Genomic DNA, 12427 nt, shown 5'->3' with positions numbered 1-12427 from the left:
CTCCTATTCGCCCGTTGCCAGAATGTCGCGCCGCTCGTAGACGTCGGCGGCCTCGAGTACCAGATCGGCAAGAAGATTTGCGTCGTACTGAGTCCTCAGCTCCTCGGCGATGGCCACCAGCTCGGCCTTCGTCGAGGCATTCGGCCGAAGCGCGTTGTAGATCTCCAAGACCCGGCTGTCGGAGATGGCCGTCATCTCCGCGGCCCGACGCAGATTGGCACCCAGCTGCTTACGGCCCGCCTTCTCCGAGACCTGCGCCTGCAGCCGCAGAGTGTCCGGGGTGATGCGAAGATCCGTGGCCTCGACGGCGCCCGACACCACGGCTTCGATGGTGATGTCGTCGATGGTCTTGCCGGTGGGGGTAAACAGCAGATCCCTCCGGTGGACACTCAGCGGATAGTCCACCGCGGGATCGAGGGTCGGTTGCGTCATGCACTGCTCCAAGAGGTGAGGGGCGCCTTACGGTCGCCCGACGTCCGCATACGTGACCTGGTCGGCCGCGTGCGGCTCATTGTGGCTGATCTCACGTTGCATCAACGTTGCACTGGTATTCGCAACCGAAATAGCTGGTGAGAGCTGATTTTGGCGAGACCCTGATCGTACGGTCGGGATATTCGCCGAGTCGACCGATCAGGGCAGCCGGGCCTGCGGCCCGCACTACCGTGAGGGCACCATGGTCAGCACTTCAGTCTCCCCGGACGACCGGGACACGCCACGCGACGCAGCCGCCGTGCTGGCGGCGACCGCCGAACTGGGCGGGTACTTCGCCGTCGCCTCGGGTGGCGCCGGCGAGGGTGCGCATCTCGCCGACTTGATCCGCGACCCGACGACGGCAGTGACCTTCGTGGACCGCACGCGCCTGGCGATCGCAACCTCCATGGGATGCGACCCCGACCGCATTCCCGTTCGGATGGCAGCCTCGTCGTTCCAACTGAACGTGGTGTCGCGCTTGATCTCTCCGGTCATCGGGTCGGCAGTGCTGGGGTCGGCGGTCCCGCTCTTCACCGCCGAGTCGGTGCGATGGCGGGCAGCCGACGATCACTCCCCTCGGTTTCACACCGCCGGCGTCCAATGCGTCCCCGCGCCGACCCTCGCCCGCGCGGCCGCACTCGTGTCCGCGTCACTGCTCGCCACGATCGTCGGCCCACTGAACGACACCCTCTCGTCGGCGGTGTCGCTGTCCGGTCGGGTCAGTTGGGGCAACGCGATCTCCGCCGCCAACGGTGCGGTCACGGTGATGGGGATGGCTAGGCCGGAGCTGGTGCAGCGCGGGCGTGCGCTCGTCCAGGCACTTCTCGATCTCGACCAGCTCCGCGGCTCTGGGCTGTTCAACGGAAACCAATTCGTCCGAAGAAGCTGCTGCCTGTTCTACCAAGCACCCATGGGCGGCCTCTGCGGGGACTGCGTCCTGGCGGTGTCGGACGGCTCACAGCAGACCCGGGTGCATTGAGTTCGTCTCATTGCAACGTCGCTGCAACGCACGTCGCGTTAGCATTCGCCCGCCAATCGGCAGGACGGAGCATCACATGGGTTGGTCACAACCGCAAGCCGCGAGAATTCACTCGGCACGACGCGAATTCGACGGCGGTCCGCCGCGCGTAATGTCTGATGGCCGTGGCGATCTCGCCACCCGCCCCAGTCTTCGCATGGTGTTCGTGATGAGTGACGAATTGCTTTTGCACGGGCTGGTGCACGTGCTGGGACAGGCCAGCGGCGTACACGTCGTCGGCGACGTGCGCCATGGTGCCGACTTGGTCGACCGGCTCCGCCCACTGCGTCCGGAGCTGTTGGTGGTCGACGTCAACCGAGACCTGCCGCTGGCAAGTCTGCTCGCCGAACTCGATCCGAAGCCGAAGGTCGTCGTCGTCATGGACGGCGAGACCTCCCCCGCCCGCGCGCTGGACCTGGTCCGAGTGGGTGCCGACGCGCTGGTCGACCGCAGATCCCCGGCGGCGGATCTCCTTGCCGCCATGGCGAGGGTCGTCGACGGCCAGACCGCACTGGATGCGCTCAGCGCCAACGGCCTCATCGCGGAACTACGTTCGCAGAACGTCGAACTCGAGCTCGACCACGCGAGGGTCCTCACTCGCCGAGAAAGGGAAGTGTTGAGCCTGCTCACCGACGGCTTGGACAACCGGGCGATCGCCACCGACCTGTTCATCTCCGAGGCGACCGTCAAGTTCCATCTGCACAACATCATGGACAAGTTCGGAATTCACAAGCGCGCCGCGTTGGTGTCGGCGGCACTGCGAGGACAAGGCCGCCACGAGCGCGGACGCCAGGCACAGTCACGGCGGCAAGGGCAGGCAGGACACGGCCAAGGAGGTGTCGGTGGCCTTCGAACCGCGACGAGCAGCCGCTGACTCCCGGCCGCCCCGGGGTTCGATCACGATCGATCTCCCCGTCGCCGGCCGAGCGGTGACCGTAGTGGGCTCGTCCAGCCGAGCCATCACCGTCACCGGCTCGTTGGTCGACGCCGGCGCGGTGGTCACAGTCGTGGCCGCCGAACCCACCGCATATCTGTCCGACCTCGCCGCACGTGGGCTGATCGCCCTTGCCCAGCGAGACTTCGACATCAGTGACATCGATTCTGCGGCAGTGATATTCGCCTGCACCACGGATCGGGACCTGGACGATCTCATTGCCGCCCGCGCGCTTGCGCGTGGTGTGTTCTGCATCGTCGACCAGCCATGCCGGCGATCGACCACCAGCGGCCCCGGCCACGTCGGCCGGGTCACCCTCGTCGGAGGCGGACCCGGTGATCCCGGCCTTCTCACGGTCGCCGGTCGCGACGCGCTCACACGTGCGGACGTCATCGTCGCCGACCGACTCGCCCCCATATCCATCCTCGGCGACATCGCACCGAATGCCGTCATCGTCGACGCGTCGAAGATTCCCGGCGGTCGACGGATGGAGCAGAGCGAGATCAACTCGCACCTGATCACCCATGCCCTGGCTGGCCGGAACGTCGTGAGGCTCAAGGGCGGTGACGGTTTCGTGTTCGGCCGCGGTGGCGAGGAAGTCGACGAATGCGTCAGGGCGGGCATCACCGTCGACGTCATTCCCGGGGTCAGTTCGGCGATCGCAGCACCCGCGTCGGCCATGATTCCCGCAACCCACCGCGGCCTCACCCAGGGCTTCACGGTGATTTCGGGCCACGTACCACCCGACCACCCGGAGTCGGCGGTCAATTACGCCGCGCTGGCGCAGGCGAATACGACCATCATTCTGATGATGGCCGTCGCCAACCTCGACTCCATCTCCCGCGCGCTCGTGGACGGCGGGATGAGCGCCGACACACCGGCGGCCGTCATCGCCGACGGCAGCTTGCCCAGCCAACGGGTAGTGCGAAGCACCCTGTGCTCGGTCGCCGACGCGGCGCGCGCCGCCGGCATCGGAGCCCCGGCCACGACCGTCATCGGCGCGGTGGCCGGATTCGTTCCCGGGCGCGCCACCCCGCAGAGGACCGTGGAGCTGAACACTCTTTGATGGAGATCGTGGGCGGCGCGCGCAGCCGCCTGCTGTGGGTAGTGCGCCACGGCGAGTCCACCTGGGAACCCGCCCAACGCTCGCAGCGTGGAATCAGCCACCCTCCGCTGACTGCCCGTGGCATGACTCAGGCATACGCGGCCGGTTATGCCCTGCAAGACAAGGGAATCAGCCGCATCGTCTGTTCGGATGCCGTCAGGGCAAGACAGACCGCGAAGGCGATGTCGACGGTGCTGGGCGTCGAGGCGTGCATCGACGAGCGACTCCGCGAACCTCGTTCGCAGCCCACCGGCACCCTCGCCGACGCGAGAGCGTACCGCCCGGCGGTCCTCGAGGACGCCACCGAGCGAATCCGCACGGTTCTGCTCGAGGTTGCCGCCATGGATGGCACCACCGCGGTGGTGACGCACGGCGACGTCGTCTGCGCAATCCTCGACCTTCTGCGCGCTCGCGACGCGGTCACCAGTCAGTGGCGCACCGGCACCGACGTTCCGAACGGGTCGATCACCAGAGTCAACCTACGCAGGGTGAGTCGCCTCGTCCGATGACCCGGAGGTGCCGTCGTCGGACCGCGGCGTCGGCGCCGACCGGTACACCGGACGACGCTCGACCGCTCGGACGGATCGGCCCCTTCGGTGCCGGGATCAGTCGGTGGCCGACGACACGCCGCGGTCGCCCCCCGGACGCCAGAGCACGTCGCCGTCGGGGCTCTCGAACCGCGCCAGGATGAACAGCAGATCCGACAACCGGTTGAGATAGCGCAGGGCACAGTCGTTGACCGGAGCCGACTCGGCAAGCAACCACGCGCTGCGTTCGGCCCGCCGTGCCACCGTCCGTGCGTGGTGCAGATGAGCGGCGGCCACCGTGCCGCCGGGCAGGATGAAGCTGCTCAGCTTCGTCAGGCCCTCGTTGAATTGGTCGCACCACGACTCCAGTTGAGTCACTTGGTCGTCGACGACGCGCAACGGCTCGTACTCCGGCTCGTCGACGATCGGGGTGCAGAGGTCCGCGCCGACGTCGAACAGATCGTTTTGGATCACGCCGAGCACCTCGGCCGTCCGCTGACCGAGCCCGCCGCACGCGATTGCCATTCCGATGACGGCATTGGTCTCGTCGCAGTCTGCGTAGGCCCCAACGCGGGCGTCGGACTTCGCGACCCGCGACATGTCGCCCAGCGCCGTGGTGCCGGCATCACCGGTGCGGGTGTAGATCCGCGTCAAGTGGACCGCCACGGCTAGCCCTCCCCGTCGGCGCGGTACGCGTCGGTCGAGGTCGGCATGCCCACCGTGCTCAGCCACCGGGACCCGGCCCGGAGCCCGAGGGCGACGGGAAATATCCAGCCCACCATCGCGTGGATGCTCACGCCGCCACCGCCGGCAAGATGGCGGCCAGACCGGCGGCGAGAGCGGCGCCGATCAGCGGAGAGACGATCGGTACCCATGAATAGCCCCATCCGGCGTCGGCCTTGCCGGGGATCGGCAGGATCGCGTAGGCGAGCCGGGGTCCGAGGTCGCGAGCCGGGTTGACCGCGTATCCCGTTGGTCCGCCGAGCGCGAACCCGATCGTGATGATCACGAAGGTGACACCGGCGAAGCTCAACGAGGAATTGGCGGCCGGATTGCAGAAGATGAAGATGATGAGAACGAACGTGCCGATGATCTCGGTGACCATGTTCCACGGCTTGTTTGGAATCGCCGGCGAGGTGCAGAAGATGCCACGGGTGCCCGAGTTATCGTCGTTCTTGTCGAATTGGAGCTTGAAGGCGGCCCAGCAGAGGGACGCACCCACGAAGCCACCGAGCAGCTGAGCGGCCCAGTAGACGGGCACCACCGACCACGGAATGCCGCCGTGGAGAGCCACCGCAAAGGTGACCGCGGGGTTGATGTGACCACCCGACGGTGCTGCGATGCTCGCGCCGGCGAAGACGCCGAAGCCCCAGCCGAGCACGATGATCAGCCAGTCACCGCCACCGCCGTGAGAGTACGAATTCTTCAGCACCACAGCGGCTACCGAGCCGTTGCCCAAGAGGCACAGTACTGCCGTACCCAAGAACTCCCAGACGAAGATGTCGATGTTCGACACTTACCACAACCTCTCTCAAACGGCCGTCGCGTACGCCGCACGTTGCGGCGTGGCCGGAGTTGTCCAGCCGTGCGCGTCGAGTCTTTTCGAATCCACGGGCGATGACGATGCTTTTCGGCTGGTCCAGCCCAATTACTGACCCGGAGGTGGGCTTTTTGGATAGGCTCTCGACGGTCCGGCGGAAAACACCGGTGAAATGCAATCCGTGGCCGAGATGCGGCACTACCATCGGCCGGACTGCCTCGGTCAACGAGGATTCCTCAAAACCATTGTCGGAAAACCCATTCGAAAGGCTCGTCAATGACTGCCATCACCCTGGCCAGCGCAACCAAGGTCGTCGAAGCGGCGATTGCGAAAGCGACCGAGATTGGCCAGCCGATGAACATCGCCGTCGTCGACGACGGCGGTCACCTGGTGGCCTTCGTCCGGATGGACGGCGCGATCAAGGCAAGCATCGACATCTCGACCAGGAAGGCGCGCACGTCGATTCTGATGAATGCGCCCACGGCCGCCTTGATGCCGTTGGTGCAGCCCGGCGCCGAGCTGTACGGCCTGGAGCAGCTGTCCGGCGGACTCGTGATCTTCGGCGGCGGAATGCTGCTCACCGACGGTGACACGGTCATCGGAGCGATCGGCGTCAGCGCCGGGAGCGTCGAACAGGACATCACCGTCGCCGAAGCGGGCGCCGCCGCCATCTGACCGCGGTCGGTAGCTCCCGACCACCAGCGCCCACCGGCACCTCTCGCGATGCGAGAGGCTCCGGTGGGCGCCGTCGTAGTGGTGGGTGGTGCCGTCAGAAGACTCTGATGGGACTCTCGGCTGGTTCGGCCAGGAGCGAGGTCACCTCGTCGTCGAGCCGGACGAGGGTCACCGAGCACCCCGCCATGTCGAGGGACGTGCAGTATTCGCCGACGTAGTTGCGGCGCACGTTGATTCCACGCGCCACCAGCTGATCGTGCGCCCGCCCGAACAGCAGGTAGAGCTCGCTGATCGGCGTGCCGCCAAGACCGTTGATCATCAAGGCGACGTCGTCGCCCCTGCCGTAGGGAAGGTCGCTCACCACGGCCTCCACCAGCTCGTCGACGATGGTGTTGGCGTCGGCGAGCTTCTCCCGGCGGCGGCCCGGCTCGCCGTGGATGCCCACGCCCATCTCCATCTCGTCGTCCCCGAGATCGAACAGCGGCGACCCCTTTGCGGGCGGCGTGCACGAGGTGAGCGCCATCCCCATCGTCCTGGTCACCGAGTTGACCTTCTCACCGATCCGGATGAGCTCGTCGAGATCTGCACCCTTCTCCGACGCCGCGCCCACGGCCTTGATGACGAAGAAGTTGCCCGCCACCCCGCGCCGGCCCACCGTGTACGTCGAGTCCTTCACGGCGACGTCGTCGTCGACGACGAGGGTCTTGATGACGACGCCGTCGGCTTCGGCCAGCTCCCGCCCCATGTCGAAGGCCATCCGGTCACCCGTGTAGTTGTTGATGATGTGCAACACGCCCTTGGGTGAGGCCAACAGTTTCGACGTCTCCAACACGTAATCCATTGGTGGCGCGGCAAACACGTCACCAGGGCAGGCGGCGTCGAGCATTCCCCGGCCGACGATCATGACGTGGGCGGGCTCGTGTCCGGAGCCGGAGCCCTGGACGATCGACACCTTGTTCTCGTTGGGCGCATCCGTGCGCATGATCAGGTTGTATTCGGGCACGTACTTCAACGTGTCCGGATTGGCCAGGGCAAGACCGTGCAGCATCTCGGGGACGAACTGTTTGGGATCGTTGACGAACTTCTTCATCTCGTTGCCTTCCTTGGGATTTGGTGGATCGTCACGGCCGTGCAGACCGTGGTTGCTTCGGTGACCGGTTTACGCGTCCGCGGCGTCCTGCTGCCATGCCTCGGCGATGGCCTCGACGATCACCGCGACCGCGACGGCGCCGGCGTCGAGAGTTCCGATGCTTCGCTCCCCCGTGTACGAGGCACGTCCGCGCCTCGCCTGCAGCTCGCGCGTTCCCTCCGCCGCCGACCGCGCCGTGTCCGCCGCCGCGCGCCGCGCGGCTGCGGGGGCGAGGTCGTCCTTGGCGGCCTGCGCGATCACTGCGGCGGTGGGCGCCAAGGCGTCCAGAAGCGTCTTGTCGCCGAGATCGGCACCGCCGCGTGCCTTGATGCCGTCGACGGCGGCGTCCAGCATCGCGGCAATCTGTGCCATGTCGAGGCTGACCGCACTCGCCGCACAGGTGGCTGCTCGGAGGAAGCCCGTTCCCCAGATGGGGCCGGAGGTGCCCCCGATCCGGCTGGTGATGACGACGGCGATCTTCTTGAGGAACGTCGACGCGTCGCTGCGATCGAAGGTGTCCCAGTCCGCGAGAACGATCTCGAAGCCGCGTGCCATCGAGTAGCCGAAGTCGCCGTCACCGACGACCGCGTCGAGGTCGCCGAAGTACTTCTCGTTCGACACCACCGTTTCGGCCATCACACGGACTGCTCGTTCGACGTCGAAAATCGTTGCCGCCATGGGATCTTCCCTTCTCTTGATTGGGTGGACGACGCGGCCTCAGGCGACCAGCGACGCCACGGTCGCCGCGTCGACGTAGTCGCCGACCGGCACGCCGCGGGGGTTGAGCAGAACCTCGACGGGCTCACCGCCGGGCTCCCCCAAGTCCGAGACCACGAGCGCAGCCCCGTCGAAGTCGTCGTCTCGGGTGTATCCGTTGACGGTGACCAGACACTCGACACCGGCGGCCTTCGCGGCGCGGAATCCGTTGGCGGAGTCTTCGATCACCACCGCCTCCGACGGCGACACCTTCATGGCCTCCAGGGCCAGCAGATAGATGTCGGGGGCGGGCTTCTTGTGCGCCACCACGTCACCGGCGAGCACCAGGAACTCGGCGGCTGCCTCGGGCCCGACGACGTGCTCCAGCACCGATCGCACCGCCGGTTCGGCCGAGGTCGAGGCCACCGCCAACTGCCAGCCGGCGGACCTCGCCTGCTGGACCAGCCGAACGATGCCGGGCCGACCCGGAAGGCGCCCACTCGAGACGATCTCGGTGTAGATCTCCGTCTTGCGGCGGTGCCACTGCGCGACGGTCGCGCGCTGCTGGTCGTCGTCGGTCGGCAGCTTGGCGGCCGCCACGAATTCCGGGGTGAGCAGGCTCATCATGCGTTCCTTGCCTCCGCCGATGGCCAGCTTCTCGCCGTACTCCTGCTCGGTCCACTGCACCGGCAGGTCGAATTCCCGGAACATTTGGTTGAAGGCGGGCAGATGGCCAAACCGTTCGGTGTCGGCCAGCACGCCGTCGCAGTCGAAGACGAGAGCCTTCACCGGAGTCGTCACCACGCCTTGCCTGCGCTGCCGAACGTATCGATGTATCCGGCGGCAAGGGTTTCGACCGCCGAGTCGACGCTCGCGAAGAGCGACGGCGGGTCCCACGCGTCGTCGCGCTCGGCCTCCCGGAGGAAGCCCAGATTGGCCTTCATGTAGGTGACCTTCAGAGCCGTGGAGATGTTCACCTTCGCGCAGCCACGCGCGATGAGGTCGGTGAATTGTTCGTCGGTCATCCCGGTGCCGCCGTGCAACGCCACCGGCACTCCCGTGGCGTCGACCAGATCGCTGACCCGCTCGTTGTCGAGGGTGGGTTCGGTGACGTACACGCCGTGGGCGTTGCCGATGGATGGTGCGAACACGTCGACGCCGGATCGTTCGATGAAGTCGAGCGCAACCTCGAGGGACTCACGGTCCGCGACGTCGTCGGAGCCGATTCCGTCCTCGACGCCGGTGATGGCTTCGATCTCCCCTTCGACGTGAGCGCCGACCGCCCTCGCTTCGGCGACGACCTCCATCACTTGCCGCAGGTTCTCTTCGACGGGCAACCGAGACGCGTCGAACAGCACCGAATTCCAGCCGGTACGAAGACAATCGGTGATGACCTCTCGGTCCGGGCAATGGTCGAGGTGTAGGCAGACCGGCACCTCGATCCCCGCGGTCATCGACGTCCACATCCCGTACAGCACGTCCATGCCGATCGACCGCACCGTCTTGACCGAGGTCTGGACGATGAGGGGTGAACGACGTTCGACCGCAGCGGCCAACACGGCTTCCATCGTCAGATCGTTGAAGACGTTGATGGCGGCGACGCCATAGCGTTGCAGGAGAGCGCGATCCAGGATGTCCTTCAGAGCTACGACTGGCATGACGCCAAAATTACGGGTGGAACGGGATCGTCCGCATCGGGAGGACTCCCCGTTTCCGAGTGGGGGTTTTCCCTCCCGGTGGGCCCGGAAATCACGGACGTCTGAGCAGCGCAACCAGTTCCGTACGGTTGCGCACGCTCGACTTGCGCAACAGCGAGCTGACGTGCTTGCCGACGGTCTTGACCGAAATGGTCAGTTCCTGGGCAATCGCCTTGTCCGGCAGCCCTCTTTCCAGCAGCGCTCGGACTTCCAGCTCACGGCTGGTCAGCGTCTCGCCGTCCGGGCGCAGACCGCGATGCAGGCTCCGGGCCGAGGTGCCCGAGTAGAAGGCTTCGCCACGGGCGGTGGCGAGCACGGCCTGGACCAGCGCCGCCCCTCCGGCGCTCGTGTCCAGACAACCGCGAGCGCCCGCCCGAAGTGCGGCTGCAAGCCTGTGGTCGTCCCCCGGTTCGGACAGGCACAGCACCGCGGCGCCACCAGCGCTGGCGAGCGCGCGGGTCAGGTCGGCCACGTCTGGCTCCCCGTCGGCGGTGTCGAGGCTGGCCACGACCACGTCGGCGTGAACGGCCTCCTGCAGGACGACGGCCTCGGCCGTGCCGGCCACCTCCCCGACCACCTCGAGGTGCAGACCGGCTTGGGTCAGCAGCCGCGTGACGCCGGCGCGAACGAGCGGACGCGATTCCACCACCATGACGCGCAGCGGTACGCCGGTGTCCGTCGGCTCGCGCCGCTCGGTCGGAAAGCGAACCCGCAGGCTCGTGCCCCAGCCCGGCACGGAACGGAGCTCGACGAGTGCGCCGACCGCATGTGCGCGATCGGTCATCCGCCGCAGTCCCGATCCTGCGTCGGCTGCCACCTGGCGCTGGTCGAACCCCTTGCCGTCGTCCTGGACGAGCAGCGACACGCCCTGCGGTTCATAGGCGACGCCGAGGCGGATGAGGGTCGCGTCGGCATGCTGAACGGCGTTCGCCAGAGCCTCCTGGGCGATCCGCAACGCCTCGTGGGTGCGCGCCGGATCGAGCGGAATCGGTTGTCCGGCAACCACCAACCGGGCGTCGAGCCGGCCCGCCCGGCGCACCCACTCGACCTCGTCGGCGAGCAACTCCTCCAACGTCCGGTCGTCCAGCGCCCGACCGAGCACTCCCGACATCGTCCGACGAGTGTCCGACAGCGCGATCCGAGCCTCTCGATGGGCCGCGATCACCAGGCGCTCGGCATCGCCGCCGGCACCCGCGGACATCGACTCCTCGGCGCTGGCCAACTGGGCGACCACTCCGACCAAACCCTGGTTCAGGGTCTCGTACACCTCGCGCAGCAGTCGCTCTCGCTCGGCCGCGGTGGCCTTCGCCCGCACCCTTTCTTCCGCGACGTCGTGCAGTCGCGCGTTGGTCAACGCAACCGCCGCATGCTTGGCGAAGAGCTGCAACAGCTCGGCATCTCGGACGCCGAAGATTCGTGAGTCGTCGCGGCTGAACACCACGCACACCCCGGTGATCGACCCTCGCCACTCCAGCGGCACGCCGATGACGCTGCGTAGCGTCGCCCGGTCGGCGGCGTCCACGTGGCCGCCCCGCACGTCGTCGTACCGGTCGAACCACACCGGCCCGCGACGGGCCACGACGGCGCCCGTCGTGCCCTCGCTCAACGGGAACACTTGCCCCGACTGGCAGCGGATGCCGATGTCGGCTTCCTTGCGGTAGGTGCCGGCGGCTTCGTCGACGCTGGCAATCGACCCGGCATCGCAGCCGAGAAGCTGGGTGCAGCGCAAGAGAATTCGCTCTAGTAACGGGCGCAACGCGAACTCGCCCGCAAGATCCTCCGCCACGGCGGTGATCGCCTGCGCCGTGGCCCAGGACGGCTCCGTCCCGATCGAGGAGACCGGGCGCAACGGCGCGTCCAATCCAACGTCCACTACACGACTCCGACGATCCGCCGTACCAGGTGCGCGGAGATCGCGGCGACTTCGTGGACGAACGCCGCGAAGTCCAGGGCCGACGTGTGCCCCGCGAGATCCGACAGGGTGCGGACGACGATCCACGGGACGCCGACGTTGTCGCACACCTGGGCGACTGCGCCGCCCTCCATTTCGACTGCCAGCCCGTCCAGGTCACCGTGCAGCCGCTGCCGGGTGACCTCGCAGTGCACGTACTGGTCACCGGTCAGGATGGTGCCGAACACGACTCGCGGTGGACGGTCCCGGCCACCGGCAGACCGTGACAGCACGGGCAACGCAACGCCGTCCAGTCCCTCGCAAACCGTCGCCAGCAGGTCCGCATCCATCGAATACCCCAGCGCATCGGTCGGGTTGATGAAGGAGACGTGCCCCGCCTGATACCTCAGCAACTCGTCGTTCTCGATCCGGCCGACGTCGTGCTGGACGACCCGGTCGGCGATCACCACGTCACCGATGTGCAGCGCAGGATCGAGTCCGCCTGCGACGCCGGAGAACACGATCAGCCGGCACTCGAATCTCGTGACCATCAGCGTCGTCACGATCGCCGCGTTGACCTTGCCCATGCCGGCACCGGCCAGTACGACGCGACGTCCCTCGAACCATCCCTCGTCGAATTGGATGCCCGCGACGGTCGTCGTGTGGGTGGTCTCCAGCGCGTCCCGGAGATGCGCCAGCTCCTCGGGGATGGCGCAGAGCAACCCGATCGTCACGACAACGGCT

Annotated in this window: 15 protein-coding genes; 5 read left to right on the top strand and 10 right to left on the bottom strand. The window is 67.2% G+C overall.

Going from position 1 to position 12427, the window contains the following annotated elements:
- Positions 1-3: 3 nt before the first annotated feature.
- A complete protein-coding gene (locus ABZ195_RS07880) occupies positions 4-432 on the bottom strand; it encodes a diol dehydratase small subunit (RefSeq protein ID WP_355216446.1) in 429 nt (142 codons plus the stop codon).
- Between the two features lie 241 nt (positions 433-673).
- Here ABZ195_RS07880 and ABZ195_RS07875 point away from each other — a divergent pair, with 241 nt between their 5' ends.
- From ABZ195_RS07875 to ABZ195_RS07860, 4 genes are all read left to right on the top strand, one after another.
- Positions 674-1450 (top strand): (2Fe-2S)-binding protein, encoded by a 777-nt coding sequence (locus ABZ195_RS07875; RefSeq protein ID WP_355216444.1) that lies wholly within the window; start codon positions 674-676, stop codon positions 1448-1450.
- Positions 1451-1658: 208 nt separating this feature from the next.
- A complete protein-coding gene (locus tag ABZ195_RS07870; protein WP_355216442.1) occupies positions 1659-2363 on the top strand; it encodes a response regulator transcription factor in 705 nt (234 codons plus the stop codon).
- On the top strand, positions 2332-3489 hold the full coding sequence (gene cobA / locus ABZ195_RS07865) for a uroporphyrinogen-III C-methyltransferase (RefSeq protein WP_355216440.1): 1158 nt from the start codon (positions 2332-2334) through the stop codon (positions 3487-3489). The genes ABZ195_RS07870 and cobA overlap by 32 nt, the downstream gene beginning before the upstream one ends.
- Positions 3489-4037: a histidine phosphatase family protein gene (locus ABZ195_RS07860; RefSeq protein WP_355216438.1), complete on the top strand. Its 549-nt coding sequence runs from the start codon at positions 3489-3491 to the stop codon at positions 4035-4037. The genes cobA and ABZ195_RS07860 overlap by 1 nt, the downstream gene beginning before the upstream one ends.
- A 96-nt stretch (positions 4038-4133) precedes the next feature.
- On the opposite strand, the gene ABZ195_RS07855 is transcribed toward ABZ195_RS07860, so the two are convergent.
- Genes ABZ195_RS07855 through ABZ195_RS07845 form a run of 3 tightly spaced genes read right to left on the bottom strand, consistent with a single transcriptional unit; the run spans position 4134 to position 5571 of the window.
- Positions 4134-4721: a cob(I)yrinic acid a,c-diamide adenosyltransferase gene (locus ABZ195_RS07855; RefSeq protein ID WP_355216436.1), complete on the bottom strand. Its 588-nt coding sequence runs from the start codon at positions 4719-4721 to the stop codon at positions 4134-4136.
- A 2-nt stretch (positions 4722-4723) separates the two neighbouring features.
- Entirely contained in the window at positions 4724-4852 is a 129-nt protein-coding gene (locus tag ABZ195_RS07850; RefSeq protein ID WP_355216434.1) for a hypothetical protein, read from the bottom strand.
- Positions 4849-5571 (bottom strand): MIP/aquaporin family protein, encoded by a 723-nt coding sequence (locus ABZ195_RS07845; RefSeq protein ID WP_355216432.1) that lies wholly within the window; start codon positions 5569-5571, stop codon positions 4849-4851. Before ABZ195_RS07845 ends, ABZ195_RS07850 begins: the two co-directional genes overlap by 4 nt.
- A gap of 300 nt (positions 5572-5871) precedes the next feature.
- Here ABZ195_RS07845 and ABZ195_RS07840 point away from each other — a divergent pair, with 300 nt between their 5' ends.
- A complete protein-coding gene (locus ABZ195_RS07840; protein WP_355216430.1) occupies positions 5872-6270 on the top strand; it encodes a heme-binding protein in 399 nt (132 codons plus the stop codon).
- 94 nt (positions 6271-6364) lie between these two features.
- Here ABZ195_RS07840 and dhaK read toward each other — a convergent pair whose 3' ends face one another.
- The 6 genes from dhaK to ABZ195_RS07810 all read right to left on the bottom strand — a co-directional run bounded on the left by dhaK (position 6365) and on the right by ABZ195_RS07810 (position 12417).
- Positions 6365-7360: a dihydroxyacetone kinase subunit DhaK gene (gene dhaK / locus ABZ195_RS07835; protein WP_355216428.1), complete on the bottom strand. Its 996-nt coding sequence runs from the start codon at positions 7358-7360 to the stop codon at positions 6365-6367.
- Positions 7361-7429: 69 nt separating this feature from the next.
- Positions 7430-8077 carry a dihydroxyacetone kinase subunit DhaL gene (gene dhaL, locus ABZ195_RS07830; protein WP_355216426.1) on the bottom strand — a complete coding sequence of 216 codons (648 nt, stop codon included), beginning with the start codon at positions 8075-8077 and terminating at the stop codon, positions 7430-7432.
- 39 nt (positions 8078-8116) lie between these two features.
- Complete coding sequence (locus ABZ195_RS07825) at positions 8117-8896, bottom strand: HAD-IA family hydrolase (RefSeq protein ID WP_355216424.1); 780 nt, start codon at positions 8894-8896, stop codon at positions 8117-8119.
- Positions 8893-9753: a class II fructose-bisphosphate aldolase gene (locus ABZ195_RS07820; protein WP_355216422.1), complete on the bottom strand. Its 861-nt coding sequence runs from the start codon at positions 9751-9753 to the stop codon at positions 8893-8895. The genes ABZ195_RS07825 and ABZ195_RS07820 overlap by 4 nt, the downstream gene beginning before the upstream one ends.
- Positions 9754-9844: 91 nt before the next feature.
- Positions 9845-11665 (bottom strand): GAF domain-containing protein, encoded by a 1821-nt coding sequence (locus ABZ195_RS07815; RefSeq protein ID WP_355216420.1) that lies wholly within the window; start codon positions 11663-11665, stop codon positions 9845-9847.
- Positions 11665-12417, bottom strand: coding sequence for a 5'-methylthioadenosine/adenosylhomocysteine nucleosidase (locus ABZ195_RS07810; protein ID WP_355216418.1), 753 nt, complete (start codon positions 12415-12417; stop codon positions 11665-11667). Before ABZ195_RS07810 ends, ABZ195_RS07815 begins: the two co-directional genes overlap by 1 nt.
- Positions 12418-12427 lie beyond the last annotated feature (10 nt).

It is taken from the genome of Mycobacterium sp. NPDC006124, assembly GCF_040614235.1.
Lineage (GTDB): Bacteria > Actinomycetota > Actinomycetes > Mycobacteriales > Mycobacteriaceae > Mycobacterium.
The sequence above is the reverse complement of the archived record's forward strand: the minus strand, read 5'-3'. Positions and strand labels throughout refer to the sequence as shown.

Bases quoted from the DNA above. Each gene is read 5' to 3' on its own strand.
- ABZ195_RS07880 (WP_355216446.1), bottom strand. From the start codon at position 432: ATGACGCAACCGACCCTCGATCCCGCGGTGGACTATCCGCTGAGTGTC.
- ABZ195_RS07875 (WP_355216444.1), top strand. From the start codon at position 674: ATGGTCAGCACTTCAGTCTCCCCGGACGACCGGGACACGCCACGCGAC.
- ABZ195_RS07870 (WP_355216442.1), top strand. From the start codon at position 1,659: ATGAGTGACGAATTGCTTTTGCACGGGCTGGTGCACGTGCTGGGACAG.
- ABZ195_RS07860 (WP_355216438.1), top strand. From the start codon at position 3,489: ATGGAGATCGTGGGCGGCGCGCGCAGCCGCCTGCTGTGGGTAGTGCGC.
- ABZ195_RS07840 (WP_355216430.1), top strand. From the start codon at position 5,872: ATGACTGCCATCACCCTGGCCAGCGCAACCAAGGTCGTCGAAGCGGCG.
- dhaK (WP_355216428.1), bottom strand. From the start codon at position 7,360: ATGAAGAAGTTCGTCAACGATCCCAAACAGTTCGTCCCCGAGATGCTG.
- dhaL (WP_355216426.1), bottom strand. From the start codon at position 8,077: ATGGCGGCAACGATTTTCGACGTCGAACGAGCAGTCCGTGTGATGGCC.
- ABZ195_RS07820 (WP_355216422.1), bottom strand. From the start codon at position 9,753: ATGCCAGTCGTAGCTCTGAAGGACATCCTGGATCGCGCTCTCCTGCAA.